Genomic DNA, 18,206 nt, shown 5'->3' on the forward strand with positions numbered 1-18,206 from the left:
GTCACCCAGCCAGCCCATGCTTCTGCGTCAGCTGCGCCAGATCGAGCTGCGGGCGCGCGCCGATGTGGGAGATGACTTCGGAGGCGGCGAGGCATCCGGTCTTGAGGGCGGATTCGATGGTCTGGCCGCGGGCGAGGCCGAGAAGGAAGCCGGAGGCAAAGAGGTCTCCGGCGCCGGTGGCGTCGACAACCTGTTCGACCGGGAAGGCCGGGACCGAAACCACTTCGCCGTTGAACACGGCCATGGCGCCATCGGCGCCCATGGTGATGGCGGCCACCTCGGCATCCTTGGCAATCTGCCGGACCGCCTCGCCCAGGTCGTCGGTTTCGTAGAGCGACTTGAGCTCGTGAACATTCGCAAAGACGTAGTCGATGGTCTTGGAGCGGATCAGGTCGAGGAATTCGGCGCGGTAGCGATCGACGCAGAAGGGATCGGACAGGGTGAAAGCCGCGGCACGCTCGTGCTTGTGGGCATAGTGAGCCGCCAGCACGAAGGCCTTCTTGGCTTCCACCGGGTCCCACAGAAAACCTTCCATGTAGGTGATGGCGGCGCCGCCGATCTCGTCGGGCTTGATGTCGCGCTCGGTCAGCTCGTGGCAGGCGCCGAGATAGGTGTTCATGGTGCGCTCGCCATCGGGCGAGACGAAGATCATGGAGCGGGCGGTCAGCGCGCCACCCTTGAGGCGCGTGGTGTTGTAGTGGACGCCGATCGCATCGAGATCGGTCTCGAAGACATCGCCCAGTGGATCGTCGGCGACCTTGCCCACGAAGGCGGCGCGGCCACCGAGGGAGGCAACGCCTGCCGCGGTATTGGCGGCCGAGCCACCCGAAATCTGCTGCCGGCCAAGCGGCATCTTGCCATAGAGGTCTTCGGCCCGATCGGTATCGATCAGGTGCATGATGCCTTCCTTCATGCCTTCGCGTTCGATGAAGCCAGGTTCGACGGGGGCAATGATGTCGACGATGGCATTGCCAATGGTCAGCACGTCGAAGCGGGTCTGGGTCATGTGAGGGATCCGGCAGTTCGGTTAAGGCCGTGAGCGGGTTTAGAGCATGACGGGGAAGCGGGCAACGGTTTCGGCCGGTGCTCGGCCCCGGCGGCTGGGGTTAACCGCCTGTTGACCATCGGCTCTCCCGTCCGGGAACCGGCACGGCGCCGGGCAGTTGCGCAGTCGTATGGTGGCTGAGGCGAAGATGCTGAGCGCAGAGGAACTGGAAGAGAGGCTGCGGCACTCGTGCCGGAAACTGCGGGCCTGGACGTGGATGAGCACGGTTTCCACACGCCGGGACGACATCGTCGAGATCCTGATGAACGAGGCACGGGACCTGGTTGAGCTGGGATTGAAGCATCCCGGCCAGGCCAAGCGCATCGGCTCGATCATCGTCTACTACAAACGGCTGATCGAACAGGTAAAGGGCGAGGCTGCCAGCGCAGCGTGAGCGTCAGAGACTTGAGATGATCTCGCCAATCAGTGCCTCGGTATCCTCGCCGGCGCGCAGGGCGATCTGGCCATCGAGCAGCAGGACCGCAAGGCCATGCACCTTGGCCCATGCCGCCAGCGCCTTGATCCGGCCAGCGCCCACATCGCCGCCAACCACATGACGCAAGGTATCGAAAGCGGCTGACGATGCCATGGCGAGGCCGGGGCGGGCGTCCTTCTTGAGCTGCGGCGAAAACATGAGCCGAAAGAGATTGGCATTTTGCAGGGCGAAGACGACATAGGTCTTGCCCATGGCGGCCATCGGATTGTCCGGCCGGGTCGCGGCGACCGCCTCCATGCGAGCGGAAAAGCGCTGGAACCCGGTGACGGCAAGAGCCTCGAGGAGAGCCGCGCGACTGTCGAAGTGACGATAGGGGGCTGCCGGAGATACGCCAACAGCGCGTGCCAGATCGCGCAGGCCGAGACCCGCCTCACCTTGCTTTTCGAGGATAATCAGCCCCGCTTCGAGCAGGGCCTGACGCAGATTGCCGTGGTGATAGGGGCTATTGGAAGAAGTTGACATCGTTCACTTATAGTCAGAATGATGTGTGCACTGATTACATGTCGGGGGAATGAAGGCAAATGATCGATGTCGATCTGGTTCTAGCGATAGCGCATCACCTCGCGGTGTTCACGCTGGTGGGCCTGTTTGCCGCCGAGTTCGCGCTGCTGCGGCCGGGGCTTTCGGCCAGGGGCGTGAGCCAGCTGGCGCGCGTCGACGCGGCTTATGGCGGGATAGCGGGCGTCGTGATCATCATCGGCATCTTGCGGGTGATCTTCGGCACCGTGGGCTGGGAATATTATGTCGGGAACCACGCCTTCTGGGGCAAGATGGGCGCCTTTCTGGTCATGGGGCTCCTCGCTATTCCGCCGACCATGGCGATCCGGCGCTGGGTCAAGGCGGGCGAGGGGGTGGCCGACTACCTGCCACCGGCCGACGAGGTGAGCCGCAACCGGCGGTTCCTGCATCTACAGGCCGGGGTGCTGCTGCTGATCCCGATTTTTGCGGCGATGATGGCGCGCGGGTATGGGAACTAGCTCGGGAGCACAGCGCATGGCCCCTAGGGATCGTCACCCCGGTGCATGTGGGTGGGGATTGCGTTCAACCCACATGCTTGGCCAGCGGCAAATTCGGCGCCGGAGTCTTGGGTTCGAAGAGGCACCATTGGCTTATCGGGCAGCGCCAGCATTCGGGCTTGCGGGCCTTGCAGATGTAGCGACCATGCAGGATCAGCCAGTGGTGGGCGTGCAGCATGAAGCGCTCGGGCACTTGCCGGGTCAGCGCCATTTCAACGTCCAGCGGGGTCTTGCCTGGGGCGAGGCCGGTGCGGTTCCCGACCCGGAACAGATGGGTGTCGACGGCAATGGTGGGCTGCTTGAAGAAGATGTTGAGCACCACGTTGGCTGTCTTGCGGCCAACGCCGGGCAGGGCCTCGAGCGCTTCGCGATCGGCGGGCACTTCGCCGCCATGCAGGTCGATCAGCATCTGACTGAGCGCGAGGACATTTTTGGCCTTGCCGCGAAACAGACCAATGGTCTTGATGTGCTCGGTGATCGCCTCAAGACCGAGGGCCACCATGGAAGCCGGATCGGGCGCCAGCTCGAAGAGGCGCCGGGTCGCCTTGTTGACGCCGACGTCGGTGGCCTGGGCCGATAGCACCACCGCGACCAGCAGCGTGAAGGCATTGATGTAGTCGAGCTCGCCCTTGGGCTCGGGCTCGATGTCGTGGAAGCGCTCGAAGATGGCTTCGGCTTCGGCCCTGCCAAGCGTTTTCACTTTTTTAACTCTTGGCATTCTCTCGGCCCCGATTTTCTGCCAGTATTTCGGCCAAGAGGTCGCGCGATGCAAGTCACCACCACAACCCCGCTCTTTGCCGCCACGCTGCGGCCGGAACATTCGCTGCGGATGGCGGGCGGATGGATTGCGCTGACCCTGGCCGGCATCGTCGGCACACCATTCCTGCTTGCCATTCCCGCCTTCCTGCTGCCCGGCCTCCTGGCCTTCGGCATCGCGGCAGGCAGTCTCGTGGTCCTGGGGCTGCGGCAGGCGCGCCGCAAGCGCACCAGCCAGCAGGTGACGCTGTGGCCCGACCAGCTGGAAGTGGCGACGCAATTGCCCGGGGCGGAAAAGCAGCTGCAGCGCTTCAACCCCAAGCAGATCAGGCTGCGGCTCGAGCGTGACCAGTTCGAGCGCACGACCGGTGTTTTCCTGCGCTTGGGCACGGACGAAACCGAATTGGGCTCTTTCCTCAGCGCGACCGACAAGGGCAGCTTTGCCCGTGCATTCGGCGCCGCCCTGCGACAGGCGCGCCGGACCGGCTGACGGTCAAAACCGGGTCGCCGCCGGGATGGTCTGGCGCTAGACCGTCAGGACACCCAGAAGAGGGACCCGGACATGAACCAACATGTGACGCTTGCGCCCGACAGCGATTACGAAACCATCCGCGCCGCCATTCGCTATCTCAGCGAAAACGGACCCGATGCCACCGACCTGGGCCGGTTCGCGCGGGCACTGGGCCTGACCGAGCGGCAGTTGACCGACCTCTTCCGCCGCTGGTGCGGCCTCACACCCAAAAGCTTTGCCCAGGCCGTGGCGCTCGACCATGCCAAGAGCCTGCTGCGCGGCCAGGCCAGCGTGCTCGACACGACCTATGAAGTGGGTCTCTCGTCCACATCGCGGCTGCACGACCTCTTCGTGACCTACGAGGCCATGCCGCCGGGCGTGTTTCGCGCCGGCGGGGCCGGGCTCGACATGATCTGGGGCGTGGCGCCGTCGCCCTTCGGCCTCGCCGTGGTGACGGCCACGGAGTATGGCATTTCGGGGCTTGGCTTTGCCGACGGCGAAACCACTATCGAGGCGGCGTTTGCCGACCTTGCCAATCGCTGGCCCAATGCACGGTTCAGCCGCGATGACGCGCGCATCGCGCCGCTGGTGGCCGGCGTCTTCGAACCTGCGCGCTGGTCTGCCGAGCAACCGGTCCGCGTGGTGCTGATCGGCACGAATTTCGAAGTGAAGGTCTGGGAAACGCTGCTGAAAATCCCGGTGGGCAAGGCGGCGACCTATTCGGGCGTGGCCAACCATATCGGCCGACCCAGCGCGTCCCGCGCCGTGGGCGCCGCAGTGGGAAAAAACCCGATCAGCTTCGTCGTGCCCTGCCACCGGGTGGTAGGCACATCGGGTGCGCTGACGGGCTATCACTGGGGGGTACCAAGGAAGCGCGCGATCCTCGGCTGGGAAGCCGGGGTGGTTTCGGCGGCGCATTGAGATTTTTGCTTCACGTGAATCCGTGAAATACCAGCTCACGCGGTGCCGCCCTCGGCCTTGATCCGAGGGCCATTCGTCGCGACCGAGGACGCAATCGGGGTCCTGGACGCTGTGCGGGTCAGCCGATTACAGCGTCACGCGTTCGACCAGCTTGCCGTCGGGGCCGATCCTGTAGGTGGTGGGCTCGCCGGTGCCGATTTCGCGGGCGAGGATTTCGTCCGGGGTCAGGCCCTCGATGGCCATGACCAGGGCGCGCAGCGAATTGCCGTGGGCGGCGACCAGCACGGTCTTGCCCGCCTTGAGCTGGGGCAGAATCTCGGCTTCGTAATAGGGCAGGGTGCGGGCGGCGGTGTCCTTGAGCGATTCACCGCCCGGCGGGGGTACGTCGAAGGACCGGCGCCAGATGTGGACCTGCTCCTCGCCCCACTTTTCACGGGCGTCGTCCTTGTTGAGGCCGGAGAGGTCGCCATAGTCGCGTTCGTTGAGCGCCACATTGCGGGTAATGGTGACGTTGAGAATGCCCATTTCCTCGAGCATCAGGTCGAGCGTGTGCTGGGCGCGCCGGAGGGCCGAGGTGTAGTAGAGATCGGGCACGATGCCGGCGGCCTTCAACGCCTTGCCGGTGGCGCGGGCTTCGCCCTCGCCCTTTTCGGTGAGGTTGGGATTGCGCCAGCCGGTGAAGAGGTTCTTGAGGTTCCATTCGCTTTGGCCATGACGCACCAGGATCAGCGTTCCGCTCATGTATTGGGTCCCTTGGATCGAGTGTTTCGATAAGGCGCGACGGGCGCCGTGTCAGTCGTTGAGGCCGAGCACATCGGCCATGGAGTAGAGGCCAGGCGGTTGGGCGGCGGCCCAGAGGACAGCCTTGATGGCGCCATTGGCATAGATGGTGCGATCCTGCGCGCGATGATTGAGCTCGATGCGCTCGGACTGACCGGCCAGGATCACCATGTGGTCGCCGATGACGTTGCCGCCGCGCAAAGTGGCAAAGCCAATGGTACCGGCCTCTCGCGGGCCGGTATGGCCATCGCGCACGGTGACCTTATGGTCCTTGAGGGCAATGTCGCGGCCCCGGGCGGCGGCCTCGCCCAGCATCAGCGCCGTGCCCGAGGGGGCGTCGACCTTTTTGTTATGGTGCATTTCGAGAATTTCGACGTCGTAGTCGGCCAGGGCGCGCGCGGCCTTTTCGACCAGTGCCGTCAGCGCCACCATGCCGGGCGAAAAATTGCCGGACTTGACGATGCGCGCGCCGGCGGCCGCAGCCGCAGCGATGGCGGCGTCGTCGGCTTCCGAACAGCCCGTGGTGCCGATGATGTGGACGAGGCCGGTCTGGGCAGCGCGCTGCGCGAGGGCCACGCTGGACGCGGGCGCGGTAAAGTCAATGATCGCATCGGCGCGACCGAGCAGGGGGGCGATGTCGTCGCTGACCGGCACGCCCAAGGCTTCGAGCCCAGCGAGCGTACCGGCATCCTTGCCGATGGCGGCGGAACCGGGCCGATCAAGCGCGCCGACCAGTTCGACACCATCATGGGCGGCAATGGCCGCGATGTTGGCGGCGCCCATGCGTCCACCCGCTCCGGCCACGATGATGCGCAACTTGCTCATGCCGCATTCTCCTCAGATTCCCACCGCCTATAGCAGCGCCCGTTCCGCCCGCCAACCGGGATGCCGCCCGCGACGGGTCTGTGCTACGATTCGGGCAGAACCGAAGAGAAAGATGGACCACTCCATGACTCTTACCAATGTGCTGGCCGGTGTCGCGGTGGAAGACCTCGGCCATTCCCTGGTCTGGTACGAATACCTGTTCGGCCGCCCTGCCGATGCGCGGACCATGGTCGACGTGGCCGAGTGGAAACTGCCCGGGGGCGGCTGGGTACATGTGATGAGCGATGCCGATCGGGCCGGTGCGAGCGTCGTGATGCTCGTTGTCGACGACATCGCCGAGGAACTCGGACGGCTCGAACTGCATGGCATCAAGCCGGTGGCCAAGGCGATCGGGGATTTCTTCAAGACGGCAAAGCTGCGCGACCCGGATGGCAATCTGATCGTGCTCAGCCAGCCGCAGCCGGGGACCTATTAAGAGGCACGCCCGGTGCCACACCCTCCCCTCGCCAGGCCTGCCGGCCAAGCGCCGCCACCGCCCCCTCAAAGGGGGAAGTGTAGGAGCGAGCGCGTTGCGACGAGCTAGAGCCGCTTGAGCTTCACTTCCTCGACGCGGTGATCCTTGCCCTTCTTGAGGATGAGGTCGGCGCGGCCGCGAGTGGGAAGGACGTTTTCGAGCAGGTTGGGCAGGTTGATGGTCTTCCAGACATTACGCCCGAAGATGCCGGCTTCCTCCTCGCTCATTTCCGAGAAGCGGCGGAAGAAGGACGTGGGATCGCGGAAGGCGGTTTCGCGCAGCCGGAAGAAGCGGGTGAGATACCAGTCGCGCAGGTCCTCGACATCGGCGTCGATATAGATCGAGAAATCGATGAAGTCGGACGCGAAGAGGATGGGCTTGCCGTCGCGTGGCAATTCGCCGGGCTGGAGGATGTTGAGGCCCTCGACGATCAGGATATCGGGGCGATCGATGATCACCTCTTCGCCTGGCACGACGTCATAGACGAGGTGCGAGTAGACCGGCACGGCAACCTTTGACTTGCCCGACTTGATGTCGGCCAGGAAATTGACGAAGCGGGCGCGGTCGTAGCTTTCGGGGAAGCCCTTGCGGTGCATGAGGCCGCGATCCTCGAGCACCTTGTTGGGATGCAGGAAGCCGTCGGTGGTGACGAGATCGACCTTGGGGCTCGAGGGCCAGCGCGAGAGCAGGGCGCGCAGGATGCGCGAGGTGGTGGACTTGCCCACGGCCACCGACCCGGCAACACCGATGATGAAGGGCACCTTGTCGCCGGGAGTATTGAGAAAGCGCGACGAAATCTGGTGGAGCCCCTGAATCGCCTCGACGTAATAGGCCAGGAGGCGCGAGAGCGGCAGGAATACCTCTTCGGCCTCGGCCAGCGAAATCGGATCGGTCAGCGCCCGGAGGCGCTCGATATCCTCGGCGGTGAGCGTCATCGGCTGACCGTTGCGCAGATCGCTCCACTGCTGCTTGGTGAAGGTCTGGTACGGGTCGTGGGCGGGGTTGCGCCTGGCCATCAGAGCGTATCCTTGCGCGCAGCTTTTTCGGCGAGACCCGACTGGGCAGTGCGCCCATCGAGCTCGGCCATGACTTCGGCGAGGGGGACGCCTTCGGCCTTGAGCACGACGAGGAGGTGATAAAGCACGTCGGCACTCTCCTTGACCAGTTCGGCGCGGTCATGGGTGACGGCGGCGATCACCGCTTCGATTGCTTCCTCGCCCAGCTTCTGGGCGGCCTTGCCGATGCCTCGGGCGATCAGCCTTGCCGTATAGCTTTCCTCGGGCGAGGCTGCCGCACGGATGGCGATGCGCGCTTCGAGTTCTTCAAGGGTCATTTCTTGTCCCATCCACTGGATGTCACCCCGGCGACGGCCGTGGCCCAACTTGCGATCTCAGGATGGATCCCGGCCTGCGCCGGGATGACAACTGCGATTCGTTTAAACATGAGTTCCAGGCCGCGTCATCCGCTACCTTCGGTTCAGGCAGCCTTGCCGGAGAGCGCATCGAGCCGCATGGCGATGCCATGTTCGGCCATATAGGCCTTGGCCTGGGGAATGGTGAAGGTGCCGAAGTGGAAGATGGACGCCGCCAGCACGGCGCTCGCATGCCCTTCGACAACGCCATCGACCAGATCCTGAAGCGAACCGACGCCGCCCGAAGCGATGACCGGAACTTCGACCGTATCGGCAATGGCGCGGGTGAGTTTGAGATCGAAACCCGACTTGGTGCCGTCGCGGTCCATCGAGGTCACCAGCAATTCGCCGGCGCCACGCTCGACCATGCGCGCAGCAAACTCCACCGCGTCGATGCCCGTCGGCTTGCGACCGCCATGAGTGTAGATTTCCCACTCCGACCGGTTGTCGCCGCCGACCCGGGCGTCGAGCCGCTGCTTGGCATCGACCGAGACAACAATGCACTGATTGCCGAACTTGTCGGCGGCGCGGGCGATGAAATCGGGATCGCTGACCGCAGCGGAGTTGATCGCCACCTTATCTGCGCCGGCCAGCAAAAGCTTCCTGATATCCTCGATGCTGCGGACGCCGCCGCCGACGGTCACCGGCATGAAGCAATGCTCGGCCGTGCGCGCCACGACGTCGAAAATGGTATCACGGCCCTCGTGGCTGGCGGTGATGTCGAGGAAGGTCAATTCGTCGGCACCCGCCGCGTCATAGGCCATGGCAGCTTCGACGGGATCCCCGGCATCGACCAGATCGACGAAATTGACGCCCTTGACGACGCGGCCGCCGGCCACGTCCAGGCAGGGAATGATTCGGGTCTTGAGGCTCACCGGCGGCTTCCTTTTTTGGTCTGCGCGTCCTCGCTGCGCTGCGGGCGACGCGGGGCGGCAACGTCCAGGCAGGGAATGATTCGGGTCTTGAGACTCATGGCGTTCCGGCTTTCTGCCGCCAGGCGAGGTAGTGGATGAGAAGAAGGACGAACCAGACGATCAGCGCGCCCCCACCGAGCGGAATGGTGGCCAGCATGAACCAACCCATGAGGCCGGTGAAATAGAGAAGGCCGCCCAGATCCATGCCCAGGACAAGGCAGGGATGGGTGGTCGCCTCGTTGACCACGCAGTTGTTGGCATCGGCTATAGCATAAGTGAACAGCACCGAAAGAAACGGCGCGGCTGCAAAAAGGACGATCACCGCAAGGATGACGAGATAGACGGTCCAGTGAAATTTTCCGGCCCGGTTCATGCTTGACCGCGCCGTCGCAGATGGAGGGCGAGATGGATCGCGGCGATCGCGCCCCAGACGAGAAAGAGAAACGGGCCGATCACGAACGGGGTCGTGACCAGCCAGCCAAGAATACCCCATTGCGCCATGAGATCGGTAAGGCCGATCTGTGCGCCGGAGGACTGCGCGTTGACCACAGCGAGCCAGATGACGGGCGACATGGAGAAAGCGCCGATCAGGCAGAAGACCACGAGGTGGCCGAGCCAAGGAAAGCGCTTGCTCCGATCCGCCATCATGCCGCTTTCAGGCGCGCCAATGCTTCACGTGAATCAATGCGCCCGTCATAGAGCGCGCGGCCGGAAATGGCGCCTTCGAGCACCTGATATTCGGGCCGCGTCATGCGCTCGATATCATCCATGGAGGCGAGGCCGCCCGAGGCAATGACCGGGATTGAGGTCGAGCGCGCGAGCTCCAGCGTCGAGTCCCAGTTGATGCCGGCCAGAATGCCGTCGCGATCGATATCGGTATAGATGATAGCCGCAACGCCAGCGCCTTCGAAGCGCTTGGCGAGCTCCGATATGGAGAGTTCGGAGGTTTCCGCCCAGCCCTCCACGGCCACCATGCCGCCCTTGGCATCGGTGCCGACGGCGACCTGGCCTGGCCATTTCCTGGCAGCTTCCCTTACCAGCTCCGGATTGCGCACCGCGACGGTCCCAAGGATGACGCGGGCAAGACCCTTGTCGAGCCAAGCCTCGATATGGTCGAGCGTGCGAATGCCGCCGCCGAGCTGGACCGGAAAATTCACCGTCGCGAGGATGGCTTCGACGGCAGCGCCGTTGACGCTCTCGCCGGCAAAGGCGCCGTTGAGATCGACCACATGGAGGTATTCGAAACCCTGGTCCTCGAAACTCTTGGCCTGGGCGGCCGGATTGTCATTGAAGACGGTGGCCTGGTCCATGTCGCCGAGTTTGAGGCGCACGCACTGTCCGTCCTTGAGGTCGATGGCGGGGAAGAGGATCATGGTCTTTTGCTCTTTGGCAGAACCCCCACCCGACCTCCCCCTATAAGGGGGAGGAGCAGGGACATTGGTTTTGGCAGCATGGTGCCACACGCTCGATGTGATCCCTCCCCCTCATAGGGAGAGGTTAGGTGGGGGTGCCTCACGGCTTCCACTCCAGGAAATTGTCGATCAGCTTCAGCCCGAGTGCCTGGCTTTTTTCCGGGTGGAACTGGGTGCCGAAAATGTTGTCGCGGCCGACGCAGGCGGTGAAGGCACCGCCGTAATTGGTGGTGGCGACGAGATGGGCCGGATCGGCCGTGCGCAGGTGATAGGAGTGGACGAAATAGGCGTGGAGGCCGCCGGTACCGGTGGCAATGCCATCGAGGAGCGCATGGTGGCGGACACTATCGATGGTGTTCCAGCCCATATGGGGAATTTTCAGCGCCGGGTCCGACGGCTTGATCTTTTCGACGGCGCCTGGGATCCAGCCCAGACCCGGGGTGACGACCTTTTCGCGGCCTTCGCCGGCAAGAAGCTGCATGCCGACGCAAACGCCCAGGAAGGGCGTGCCAGCCTTGATCACGCGCTCGTCGAGCACCTCGATCATGCCCGGGACGGCGCGCAGACCGGCCATGCAATCGGCAAAGGCGCCGACGCCGGGCAGCATGATGCGATCCGCACCACGGACAATATCGGGATCGGCCGTGACGGTGACGACATCACCCTGGTCACGTTCGGCGGCGACGCGTTCAAAGGCCTTGGCGGCGGAGCGCAGATTGCCGGCGCCATAGTCGATGATGGCGACGGTGCTCATGCGTTGTCCCCCAAGGCAGAAAGGCGCGCCGCATCCGGGTCGACGGCAAAACGATGGATGCCCGGCTGGTAGCCACGGCGCCGCAAGGCGCGGCGCAGGGCGCCGGGCGCCGCGAAGCCACAGGATATGGCGAGCAGGATATAAAGCCAGATCGCGGCATCCGGCCCGGTCCAGCGCGCGGCGAAAGCGATGGCGGCGACACCCAGACCATAGAGCGCCAACTGGTCCCAGAGCCGATGGGAGAGCGCATGCACGGGGGGCAGCAGCGTCGCGAACCAGGAGAATTTTTCAGGCACGGCCGCGGGCAGGGTGCCTGTTTCGGGCTTGGGCATCAGGATGGCGTAGAGGGTCACTGTTTTTCTCCAGAACCCCGAAGTCATCCGGCGAAGGCCGGGATCCACCTCGAGATATCAGGATGGACCCCGGCCTTCGCCGGGGTGACACCTGTGGTTGGGCGTGACTTAGTGCAAAACTGCAGCGCGCGAAAGGGCTACAGCGTGCCCTTGGTGCTCGGCACCCGATCAGCCGTACGCGGATCGATCTCCACGGCTTCGCGCAGGGCGCGGGCCACGGCCTTGAACATGGACTCGGCCAGATGGTGATTGTTGTCGAAATAGAAGTTTTCGATATGGAGCGTGATGCCGGCATTGATGGCCAGCGCCTGGAAGAACTCCTGGAAAAGCTCGGTATCGATATCGCCGATCTTGCCCTGTGAGAACTGGGCCTTGAACACCAGGAAGGCGCGGCCGGACACATCCAGCGCGGCACGGGTCAGGGTGCCGTCCATGGGCAGGTCGGAGGAGGCATAGCGGCGGATGCCGCGCTTATCGCCAAGTGCCTCCTTGATCGCCTGGCCCAGCGCGATGCCGACATCCTCGACGGTATGGTGGCTGTCGATGTGGAGATCACCCTTGCAGGTGACATCCATGTCGATGAGCGAATGGCGCGAGAGCTGGTCGAGCATGTGATCGAAGAAGCCGACGCCGGTCTTCATGCTGTGCGCGCCCGAGCCGTCGAGATTGATCGAGACGGAAATCTCGGTCTCGTTGGTCTTGCGGGCGATTTTTGCAGTGCGCATGGCAGGTCTCCGGAATTCGGCGGCTGAGTAGCAGATAGGCATGCGCGCGTGAAGATTGGGTTTAGGGACACCCCACCCAGCCTCCCCCTGAAGGAGGGGAGGAGACTGCCGGTGTTGGAGGGGTATCGGGTACAAACTCGATCGGCTCCTCCCCCGTCTTCCGGGGGGAAGTTGGGTGGGGGGTCTGTTGCAATCGCTTCGTGCCGCCCTAAATATCACTCAACAGTTCGGAGTAATTCCCCCAATGAGTGAACATCAATCCCCCGGCTGGCACGGGACGACGATCGTTTCCGTGCGCAAGGGCAACAAGGTGGTAGTGGCTGGCGATGGCCAGGTTTCCATGGGCCAGACCGTGATGAAGCACGGCGCCAAGAAAGTACGTCGCCTTGCCGGTGGCAAGGTAATCGGCGGCTTTGCCGGCTCGACAGCGGACGCCTTTACCCTCTTCGAGCGGCTCGAAGGCAAGCTCGAGCAATATCCCGACCAACTGATGCGCGCGGCCGTCGAACTGGCCAAGGACTGGCGCACCGACCGGTATCTGCGGAAGCTCGAAGCCATGATGATCGTGGCCGATGCCAAGGATACGCTGGTGCTGACCGGCAATGGCGACGTGCTGACCCCCGACCACGGCGTGATCGCCATCGGCTCGGGCGGCAACTACGCCCATTCAGCCGCGCTGGCGCTGCACCAGGCGACCGAACTCGATGCGGAAGACATCGCCCGCCGCGCCATGAAGATCGCGGAGGAAATCTGCGTCTATACCAATGGCAATGTAACGGTCGAAAGCATCGAGCTCTGATTCAGTGACCTTCTCCATCCGACGCCTCGGCCCCGGCGACATCGCGGCCTACCGCTCCATTCGCCATGAGGCGCTGGCCAACCATCCGGAGGCCTTCGTCTCGACGGCGGAAAACTTTGCGCAAAGGAGCGATGCCGATATCCGGCAGATGCTCGAGACACTGACGGTGTTCGGCGCGGTGATGGCTGACGGGTCGCTGGGCGGCATCAATGCGTTCCTTCGCAATGAGGGCGCCAAGGAGCGGCATCGGGGCTGGATGATCCAGGTCTATACGCGGCCGGAACAGCGCGGCACCGGTCTGTCGCGGGCGCTGGTCGAGCATCTGGTCGAGCATGCAAGGCACCATGTCATCCAGATCCACCTCGGCGTCTGGTCGGAAAACGAGCCGGCAATCCGGCTCTACCGCAAGCTCGGCTTCGAGCATTACGCCACCGAGCCCCGCTATCTCTTCGTGAACGGTCGATACATCGACGAACACCTGATGGTGCGCTTCCTGGATCGTGACGGATCCGACAGCAAGGCATGAATTAAGACGCGTTGTCCGAACCGCAAAAGTGGAACCACTTTTGCTGGAAACGCTGAGCGAAAGTGAAAAATATGTCTGAAACCAATTTCTCCCCGCGCGAAATCGTCTCCGAGCTCGACCGCCACATCGTGGGCCAGGCCGACGCCAAGCGCGCCGTGGCCGTAGCGCTGCGCAATCGCTGGCGCCGGCAGCAGCTTTCGCCCGAGCTGCGGCGCGAGGTCAGCCCCAAGAACATCCTGATGATCGGGCCGACCGGCGTGGGCAAGACCGAGATTTCGCGTCGCCTGGCACGGCTGGCGCAGGCCCCCTTCGTCAAGGTCGAGGCCACCAAGTTCACCGAAGTGGGCTATGTCGGCCGCGATGTCGAGCAGATCGTGCGCGACCTCGTCGAGGCCGGGATCACCGTCCTGCGCGACAAGCGCCGTCGCGATGTGCAGGCGCAGGCCCATCACAATGCCGAAGAGCGGGTGCTCGATGCGCTGGTCGGCACGTCGGCCACGCCCTCGACGCGCGACAGTTTCCGCACCAAGCTGCGCAAGAACGAGCTCGACGACAAGGATATCGAGATCGAGATGACGCCGTCGACGCCGCAGGGGATGGATATTCCCGGCATGCAGGGCGGCATCGGCATGATCAACCTCTCGGACATGTTCAAGCAGGCCATGGGCGGGCGCGGGGTCAAGCGCAAGATCAAGGTCAAGGATGCCTATGAGCCCCTGATCGCCGAAGAGGCCGACAAGCTGCTCGACCAGGACCAGCTCAAGGCCGAGGCGATCGAACTCGTCGAAAACCACGGCATCGTCTTCATCGACGAGATCGACAAGGTCGCGGCCCGCGAAGGTGGGGTGCAGGGCGGTCCATCGCGCGAAGGTGTGCAGCGAGACTTGCTGCCGCTGATCGAAGGCACGACCGTTGCGACCAAGTATGGGCCGGTCAAGACCGACCATATCCTCTTCATCGCCTCGGGCGCGTTCCACGTGTCCAAGCCCAGCGACCTGTTGCCTGAACTGCAGGGGCGCCTGCCGATCCGGGTGGAACTCAAGGCGCTGACGCGCGAGGACTTCATCGGCATCCTCAGCGATACCGAAGCGAGCCTGATCAAGCAGTATGTGGCGCTGATGGGAACCGAAGGGCTGACGCTCGAGATCACCCAGGATGCCATCGAGGCGATTGCCGATGCGGCCGTGAAGGTCAATTCGAGCGTCGAGAATATCGGCGCGCGGCGCCTGCAGACGGTGATGGAACGGCTGGTCGAGGAAATCTCCTTCGACGCGCCCGACCGGAACGGCCAGACCGTGACCATCGACGCGGCGTTTGTGCGGGACAAGGTCGGTGTGCTGGCTGGAGATACGGACCTGAGCAAGTTCGTGCTTTAGGGGCGCCTGCCCCTCACACAAGTTCGCTCCCCATCGTCATTGCCGGGCTTGTCCCGGCAATCCATTTGTGGAGCCCTACCGCTTCCGCGCGCTTCGCTTGACCAATTCGTCGCGCAGGAAGCGCAGATCGTCGGCGTCCAGCCGCTCGATATTGTCGCGCAAGCGATTGGTGAGCTCGGTGGCCTCGGGCACAAGGCCCCCGGTATCGATGGTCACCTTGGGATCGGAGATTTCGGCTAGGCGCTGGAGCTCCTCGGCCTCGTCCCAGATGACGTTGAAATAGGCGATCATGCGGTGCAGCAGGAAACTGGTCGGCTGGCCACGCTTGCCGTGTTCGAGCGCCGAAAGGTAGGCGGAGGACACGTTCAGCGCCGCCGCCATCTCCTTGAGGGAAATGCCGCGCGCGTCGCGAAGGGCCCTGAGCTTGGCACCAAGCGGGGTCAATGCCGACGCAGGCGCACATACCACGCCCCCTCCCCACCATGGCCGCGCGCAGCCACGCTCCAGCCTGATACCAGATGCGACAGGCCCGGTTCGGACAGCCAGATCGGCAGCATGGTGCGCAGAATTCCCCGTTCGGTCATGGCGGCGATATAGTCGCTATCGGTTCTGGCACCCTTGCCGGTGATGACAAGGATGGTGCGGTTTCCAGCCGCAGCCCGCGCGCCGATGAACCGGCGGAGGCTGTCGCGGGCCTCGACCTGGGTCATGCCGTGGAGGTCGATCTTGCCATCGATCTCGATGCGGCCACGGCGAACCTTCTTGTGGATGGCGGGATCGACACCCCTGTCCACGACCTCGATCGGCGCGACCGGCGCCTGGTAGGGCGGCAGGAAGGGCTTGCCCGATGTGAGCGGTTTGGGTGGCGCCTTGACCAGCGGTTCCGGCTGGGGCTCAGGAACCGGCAATGCGCCAGTCCCCAATTTCAGAAGACCCTTACGACGCAGTGGCTCGACCGTTTCTGCCACCGTGGTCCACAGATGGAAGTCATGCGGCAGGCGTCGTGAACCGCGCTTGGACATGGTCGTCGGGCCTGCCGGTATGGATCAATCGAGCTGGCTGGTGGCCACGACTTTCCAGTTCGGATCGCGCGACTTGGGATTGCGCGAGAAGGTCCATTCGTCAGCGATGGTCTGGACCTGATCGGCATTGCCCTCGACCAGATTGCCGTCCTTGTCACGGGTGGCGGAAACCACTTCGGCATGGAAGTCGACGGTGACGTTGACGTCCTTCTTGTCGTATTCGGCATCGACGATGGCGATCTTGGGCAGGCCGACAAAGGTGAAATCGACGGTGCGGCCTTCGGCTTCCCGGTCGCTGATGGCGCGATGGAAACTGTCGTAGATGGGCTTGTCGAGAAGGTTCTTGAGCGTCTGGCGATCACCTTCGGCAAAGGCCGTGACGATCATCTCGTATGCCTGCTTGGCGCCTTCGAGGAAGCCCTTGGGTGAGAAGGTCGGATCGGCCTCGACAACAGCCTTGAGACCTGCGGCGAGTTCGGCATTGCCGGCAGCGGCCTGTTCGATCTCGGCCTCGAGCTTGCGGGCGCGACGCTCGTCGTCAAGCTCGGGCTGGGCTGGGCGCGGGCGCAGGGGAACAACGGTTTCCTCGCTGGTCTCGCCGGTTTTCTCGGGACGGGTCGAACGGCTGCGATCGACCGGAGGACGTTCATTGCCGGTACGCGTCCCCAGGACGGACCGCAGGCGGAAGAGCACGAAGACCGCTACAGCAATGGCAATCAGCGTCGGCAGATCGAGGAAATCGTCCATGAAATGGGCACCTTGCGCGGGAGGCGTCGACAAAAAACTAATGGATGGCGCTCGTTCTGCGCCGCGGTTCGCCTATATATAGGCAATGCTTTAGCCTGAAACCAGTTCACCTTGGGGCGAGTTGCTTTTTTGCCGCGCCCCGTTTTCGAGCCAGAAACGACAGGAACAGATCTTGGCCCGCTTTATCGCCATCGGCTTTCTCCTCCTGCCCCTTATCGAAATCGCGCTTTTCGTCATCGTGGGACGCGCCATCGGCGTGTTTCCTACACTCGGTCTGGTGATCCTGGGTGCCGTTGCCGGCGCCATGCTTTTGCGACAGCAGGGCCTGGGCGTCGTATCGCGGTTGCGCAGCAATGTCAGGGCCGGCACCATACCCGGCCGGACCATGTTCGACGCCATGCTGATCGGCCTGGCGGCTATTCTTCTCGTGCTGCCCGGCTTTCTCAGTGACATGGTGGCGCTGGCCCTGCTGATCCCGCCGGTACGGGGTTGGATGTTCAAGGCATTGGCCAGTCGCGTGCGAGTGGTGGAAACGACGACCAGCTATCGCCGCCATGATGGACCTGTCTACGAACCCGAGCCGGAAACACGCTCCATCGAGCTCAAGGACGAGAACTGGCGGGACGGTCGCAACTAGGCCGCTCGGCTTGTTCGCATGCGCCAAAAGTGCTAGCCACTGGCCTCGAATTGCCTGACTTCGAAATCAAAAGGACCAGATAATGGCCGACGAAAACCAGGGCGCGGCAGCGCCGCAGCCCGGCACCGCGCCCAGCATGAACCTTGTGGGCCAGTATATCCGCGACCTCAGCTTCGAAAATCCCGGTGCGCCGACGACGCTGATGAGCGGTGGGACCAACCCGGCCTTCAACGTCTCGATCTCGGTGGGCGTGAAGAAGCAGAACGACGAAATCTACGCGGTCGAGCTGACGCTCAACGCCAAGGCCAATCGCGAAGAGACCCTGCTGTTCAATGTCGAGCTCGTCTATGGCGGCATCTTCCGCCTCAAGAACGTGCCGGAAAACCAGCTGTCGCCGCTGCTGATGATCGAATGTCCGCGCCTCATCTTCCCGTTCGCGCGCCAGGTGCTGGCCAGCGTGACGCAGCAGGGCGGTTTCCCGCCGCTGATGATGGAGCCGGTGGATTTCTCGGCCATCTATCGGCAGAACCTGGCCAAGCTGGCCCAGCAGGGCGGTGCTGCAGCGCCAGCCGCAGCAGCAGCGCCCGAGGGCGACAAGCTCAACTGAGCCAAGTCTGCATGCTACAGACAACCCCGGCCTCGTGCCGGGGTTTTTGTTTGGATGCC

At 63.7% G+C, this 18,206-nt stretch carries 27 protein-coding genes; 10 read left to right on the plus strand and 17 right to left on the minus strand.

From position 1 onward, the window contains the following. Window position 1 precedes the first annotated feature (1 nt). Window positions 2–1,006 carry an adenosine kinase gene (locus CCK88_RS16070; RefSeq protein ID WP_086471581.1) on the minus strand — a complete coding sequence of 335 codons (1,005 nt, stop codon included), beginning with the start codon at window positions 1,004–1,006 and terminating at the stop codon, window positions 2–4. A 256-nt stretch (window positions 1,007–1,262) separates the two neighbouring features. Between CCK88_RS16070 and CCK88_RS18510 the strand changes: the two genes are divergently transcribed. Next, the gene (locus CCK88_RS18510) at window positions 1,263–1,439 is read left to right on the plus strand and encodes a hypothetical protein (RefSeq protein WP_170926525.1); all 177 of its coding nucleotides are present in this window, start codon (window positions 1,263–1,265) and stop codon (window positions 1,437–1,439) included. 3 nt (window positions 1,440–1,442) lie between these two features. Here CCK88_RS18510 and CCK88_RS16080 read toward each other — a convergent pair whose 3' ends face one another. Next, the gene (locus tag CCK88_RS16080) at window positions 1,443–2,003 is read right to left on the minus strand and encodes a TetR/AcrR family transcriptional regulator (protein WP_086471583.1); all 561 of its coding nucleotides are present in this window, start codon (window positions 2,001–2,003) and stop codon (window positions 1,443–1,445) included. 59 nt (window positions 2,004–2,062) lie between these two features. Between CCK88_RS16080 and CCK88_RS16085 the strand changes: the two genes are divergently transcribed. After that, window positions 2,063–2,518 (plus strand): DUF2214 family protein, encoded by a 456-nt coding sequence (locus CCK88_RS16085; RefSeq protein ID WP_086471584.1) that lies wholly within the window; start codon window positions 2,063–2,065, stop codon window positions 2,516–2,518. Between the two features lie 64 nt (window positions 2,519–2,582). Here CCK88_RS16085 and nth read toward each other — a convergent pair whose 3' ends face one another. After that, a complete protein-coding gene (gene nth / locus CCK88_RS16090; protein ID WP_086471585.1) occupies window positions 2,583–3,275 on the minus strand; it encodes an endonuclease III in 693 nt (230 codons plus the stop codon). A 48-nt stretch (window positions 3,276–3,323) separates the two neighbouring features. On the opposite strand from nth, the gene CCK88_RS16095 reads away from it, so the two are divergent. Both CCK88_RS16095 and CCK88_RS16100 read left to right on the plus strand, forming a co-directional pair. After that, on the plus strand, window positions 3,324–3,803 hold the full coding sequence (locus CCK88_RS16095) for a DUF2244 domain-containing protein (protein WP_086471586.1): 480 nt from the start codon (window positions 3,324–3,326) through the stop codon (window positions 3,801–3,803). 72 nt (window positions 3,804–3,875) lie between these two features. Beyond that, window positions 3,876–4,745, plus strand: a complete 870-nt coding sequence (locus tag CCK88_RS16100; protein WP_086471587.1) for a methylated-DNA--[protein]-cysteine S-methyltransferase — start codon at window positions 3,876–3,878, stop codon at window positions 4,743–4,745. 126 nt (window positions 4,746–4,871) lie between these two features. Here CCK88_RS16100 and CCK88_RS16105 read toward each other — a convergent pair whose 3' ends face one another. Both CCK88_RS16105 and dapB read right to left on the minus strand, forming a co-directional pair. Beyond that, window positions 4,872–5,486 (minus strand): 2,3-bisphosphoglycerate-dependent phosphoglycerate mutase, encoded by a 615-nt coding sequence (locus CCK88_RS16105; protein ID WP_086471588.1) that lies wholly within the window; start codon window positions 5,484–5,486, stop codon window positions 4,872–4,874. A 51-nt stretch (window positions 5,487–5,537) separates the two neighbouring features. Continuing rightward, on the minus strand, window positions 5,538–6,350 hold the full coding sequence (gene dapB, locus CCK88_RS16110; RefSeq protein ID WP_086471589.1) for a 4-hydroxy-tetrahydrodipicolinate reductase: 813 nt from the start codon (window positions 6,348–6,350) through the stop codon (window positions 5,538–5,540). 124 nt (window positions 6,351–6,474) lie between these two features. On the opposite strand from dapB, the gene CCK88_RS16115 reads away from it, so the two are divergent. Continuing rightward, on the plus strand, window positions 6,475–6,825 hold the full coding sequence (locus CCK88_RS16115) for a VOC family protein (protein ID WP_140049024.1): 351 nt from the start codon (window positions 6,475–6,477) through the stop codon (window positions 6,823–6,825). 104 nt (window positions 6,826–6,929) lie between these two features. On the opposite strand, the gene coaA is transcribed toward CCK88_RS16115, so the two are convergent. The 9 genes from coaA to hisB form a co-directional block, all read right to left on the minus strand. After that, the gene (coaA, locus tag CCK88_RS16120) at window positions 6,930–7,880 is read right to left on the minus strand and encodes a type I pantothenate kinase (protein WP_086471591.1); all 951 of its coding nucleotides are present in this window, start codon (window positions 7,878–7,880) and stop codon (window positions 6,930–6,932) included. Next, window positions 7,880–8,197 (minus strand): phosphoribosyl-ATP diphosphatase, encoded by a 318-nt coding sequence (locus CCK88_RS16125; RefSeq protein ID WP_244557565.1) that lies wholly within the window; start codon window positions 8,195–8,197, stop codon window positions 7,880–7,882. Before CCK88_RS16125 ends, coaA begins: the two co-directional genes overlap by 1 nt. Before the next feature lie 143 nt (window positions 8,198–8,340). Further along, window positions 8,341–9,150, minus strand: a complete 810-nt coding sequence (gene hisF / locus CCK88_RS16130) for an imidazole glycerol phosphate synthase subunit HisF (RefSeq protein ID WP_086471593.1) — start codon at window positions 9,148–9,150, stop codon at window positions 8,341–8,343. Between the two features lie 94 nt (window positions 9,151–9,244). Further along, on the minus strand, window positions 9,245–9,562 hold the full coding sequence (locus CCK88_RS16135; protein ID WP_086471594.1) for a hypothetical protein: 318 nt from the start codon (window positions 9,560–9,562) through the stop codon (window positions 9,245–9,247). Further along, window positions 9,559–9,837: a hypothetical protein gene (locus CCK88_RS16140; RefSeq protein WP_086471595.1), complete on the minus strand. Its 279-nt coding sequence runs from the start codon at window positions 9,835–9,837 to the stop codon at window positions 9,559–9,561. Before CCK88_RS16140 ends, CCK88_RS16135 begins: the two co-directional genes overlap by 4 nt. Continuing rightward, window positions 9,834–10,562: a 1-(5-phosphoribosyl)-5-[(5-phosphoribosylamino)methylideneamino]imidazole-4-carboxamide isomerase gene (hisA, locus tag CCK88_RS16145; RefSeq protein ID WP_086471596.1), complete on the minus strand. Its 729-nt coding sequence runs from the start codon at window positions 10,560–10,562 to the stop codon at window positions 9,834–9,836. The genes CCK88_RS16140 and hisA overlap by 4 nt, the downstream gene beginning before the upstream one ends. A 139-nt stretch (window positions 10,563–10,701) precedes the next feature. After that, window positions 10,702–11,355 carry an imidazole glycerol phosphate synthase subunit HisH gene (hisH, locus tag CCK88_RS16150; protein ID WP_086471597.1) on the minus strand — a complete coding sequence of 218 codons (654 nt, stop codon included), beginning with the start codon at window positions 11,353–11,355 and terminating at the stop codon, window positions 10,702–10,704. After that, window positions 11,352–11,708: a DUF2628 domain-containing protein gene (locus tag CCK88_RS16155; RefSeq protein ID WP_086471598.1), complete on the minus strand. Its 357-nt coding sequence runs from the start codon at window positions 11,706–11,708 to the stop codon at window positions 11,352–11,354. Before CCK88_RS16155 ends, hisH begins: the two co-directional genes overlap by 4 nt. A gap of 137 nt (window positions 11,709–11,845) precedes the next feature. After that, a complete protein-coding gene (gene hisB / locus CCK88_RS16160) occupies window positions 11,846–12,475 on the minus strand; it encodes an imidazoleglycerol-phosphate dehydratase HisB (RefSeq protein WP_280173828.1) in 630 nt (209 codons plus the stop codon). 202 nt (window positions 12,476–12,677) lie between these two features. Between hisB and hslV the strand changes: the two genes are divergently transcribed. The 3 genes from hslV (at window position 12,678) to hslU (ending at window position 15,134) form a co-directional block, all read left to right on the plus strand. Beyond that, entirely contained in the window at window positions 12,678–13,232 is a 555-nt protein-coding gene (hslV, locus tag CCK88_RS16165; RefSeq protein ID WP_086471600.1) for an ATP-dependent protease subunit HslV, read from the plus strand. Between the two features lie 4 nt (window positions 13,233–13,236). Further along, window positions 13,237–13,758, plus strand: a complete 522-nt coding sequence (locus CCK88_RS16170; RefSeq protein ID WP_086471601.1) for a GNAT family N-acetyltransferase — start codon at window positions 13,237–13,239, stop codon at window positions 13,756–13,758. 71 nt (window positions 13,759–13,829) lie between these two features. Next, window positions 13,830–15,134, plus strand: coding sequence for an ATP-dependent protease ATPase subunit HslU (gene hslU / locus CCK88_RS16175; RefSeq protein ID WP_086471602.1), 1,305 nt, complete (start codon window positions 13,830–13,832; stop codon window positions 15,132–15,134). 75 nt (window positions 15,135–15,209) lie between these two features. Here the strand turns inward: hslU and CCK88_RS16180 are convergent, their stop codons facing one another. The 3 genes from CCK88_RS16180 to CCK88_RS16190 are packed head-to-tail and all read right to left on the minus strand — an operon-like array spanning window position 15,210 to window position 16,903. After that, window positions 15,210–15,578, minus strand: coding sequence for a helix-turn-helix domain-containing protein (locus CCK88_RS16180; RefSeq protein WP_086471603.1), 369 nt, complete (start codon window positions 15,576–15,578; stop codon window positions 15,210–15,212). Then, window positions 15,575–16,156: a Smr/MutS family protein gene (locus CCK88_RS16185; RefSeq protein WP_086471604.1), complete on the minus strand. Its 582-nt coding sequence runs from the start codon at window positions 16,154–16,156 to the stop codon at window positions 15,575–15,577. The genes CCK88_RS16180 and CCK88_RS16185 overlap by 4 nt, the downstream gene beginning before the upstream one ends. 24 nt (window positions 16,157–16,180) lie before the next feature. Next, window positions 16,181–16,903: a Tim44/TimA family putative adaptor protein gene (locus CCK88_RS16190; RefSeq protein WP_086471605.1), complete on the minus strand. Its 723-nt coding sequence runs from the start codon at window positions 16,901–16,903 to the stop codon at window positions 16,181–16,183. Window positions 16,904–17,075: 172 nt separating this feature from the next. On the opposite strand from CCK88_RS16190, the gene CCK88_RS16195 reads away from it, so the two are divergent. Both CCK88_RS16195 and secB read left to right on the plus strand, forming a co-directional pair. After that, window positions 17,076–17,540 carry an FxsA family protein gene (locus CCK88_RS16195; protein ID WP_170926526.1) on the plus strand — a complete coding sequence of 155 codons (465 nt, stop codon included), beginning with the start codon at window positions 17,076–17,078 and terminating at the stop codon, window positions 17,538–17,540. An 82-nt stretch (window positions 17,541–17,622) separates the two neighbouring features. Continuing rightward, entirely contained in the window at window positions 17,623–18,147 is a 525-nt protein-coding gene (gene secB / locus CCK88_RS16200) for a protein-export chaperone SecB (protein ID WP_086471607.1), read from the plus strand. The last annotated feature ends 59 nt before the right edge of the window (window positions 18,148–18,206 follow it).

It is taken from the genome of Devosia lucknowensis (assembly GCF_900177655.1).
In the GTDB taxonomy this organism is placed as follows: domain Bacteria; phylum Pseudomonadota; class Alphaproteobacteria; order Rhizobiales; family Devosiaceae; genus Devosia; species Devosia lucknowensis.

Coding starts and splice junctions, on each gene's coding strand:
- hisH (WP_086471597.1), bottom strand. CDS start 11,355: ATGAGCACCGTCGCCATCATCGACTATGGCGCCGGCAATCTGCGCTCC.
- CCK88_RS16140 (WP_086471595.1), bottom strand. CDS start 9,837: ATGATGGCGGATCGGAGCAAGCGCTTTCCTTGGCTCGGCCACCTCGTG.
- CCK88_RS16080 (WP_086471583.1), bottom strand. CDS start 2,003: ATGTCAACTTCTTCCAATAGCCCCTATCACCACGGCAATCTGCGTCAG.
- CCK88_RS16135 (WP_086471594.1), bottom strand. CDS start 9,562: ATGAACCGGGCCGGAAAATTTCACTGGACCGTCTATCTCGTCATCCTT.
- hslU (WP_086471602.1), top strand. CDS start 13,830: ATGTCTGAAACCAATTTCTCCCCGCGCGAAATCGTCTCCGAGCTCGAC.
- hisB (WP_280173828.1), bottom strand. CDS start 12,475: ATGCCTATCTGCTACTCAGCCGCCGAATTCCGGAGACCTGCCATGCGC.
- CCK88_RS16070 (WP_086471581.1), bottom strand. CDS start 1,006: ATGACCCAGACCCGCTTCGACGTGCTGACCATTGGCAATGCCATCGTC.
- secB (WP_086471607.1), top strand. CDS start 17,623: ATGGCCGACGAAAACCAGGGCGCGGCAGCGCCGCAGCCCGGCACCGCG.
- CCK88_RS16105 (WP_086471588.1), bottom strand. CDS start 5,486: ATGAGCGGAACGCTGATCCTGGTGCGTCATGGCCAAAGCGAATGGAAC.
- dapB (WP_086471589.1), bottom strand. CDS start 6,350: ATGAGCAAGTTGCGCATCATCGTGGCCGGAGCGGGTGGACGCATGGGC.
- CCK88_RS16100 (WP_086471587.1), top strand. CDS start 3,876: ATGAACCAACATGTGACGCTTGCGCCCGACAGCGATTACGAAACCATC.
- hslV (WP_086471600.1), top strand. CDS start 12,678: ATGAGTGAACATCAATCCCCCGGCTGGCACGGGACGACGATCGTTTCC.
- coaA (WP_086471591.1), bottom strand. CDS start 7,880: ATGGCCAGGCGCAACCCCGCCCACGACCCGTACCAGACCTTCACCAAG.
- CCK88_RS16085 (WP_086471584.1), top strand. CDS start 2,063: ATGATCGATGTCGATCTGGTTCTAGCGATAGCGCATCACCTCGCGGTG.
- CCK88_RS16190 (WP_086471605.1), bottom strand. CDS start 16,903: ATGGACGATTTCCTCGATCTGCCGACGCTGATTGCCATTGCTGTAGCG.
- CCK88_RS18510 (WP_170926525.1), top strand. CDS start 1,263: ATGAGCACGGTTTCCACACGCCGGGACGACATCGTCGAGATCCTGATG.
- CCK88_RS16095 (WP_086471586.1), top strand. CDS start 3,324: ATGCAAGTCACCACCACAACCCCGCTCTTTGCCGCCACGCTGCGGCCG.
- nth (WP_086471585.1), bottom strand. CDS start 3,275: ATGCCAAGAGTTAAAAAAGTGAAAACGCTTGGCAGGGCCGAAGCCGAA.
- CCK88_RS16125 (WP_244557565.1), bottom strand. CDS start 8,197: ATGACCCTTGAAGAACTCGAAGCGCGCATCGCCATCCGTGCGGCAGCC.
- CCK88_RS16185 (WP_086471604.1), bottom strand. CDS start 16,156: ATGTCCAAGCGCGGTTCACGACGCCTGCCGCATGACTTCCATCTGTGG.
- hisA (WP_086471596.1), bottom strand. CDS start 10,562: ATGATCCTCTTCCCCGCCATCGACCTCAAGGACGGACAGTGCGTGCGC.
- CCK88_RS16115 (WP_140049024.1), top strand. CDS start 6,475: ATGACTCTTACCAATGTGCTGGCCGGTGTCGCGGTGGAAGACCTCGGC.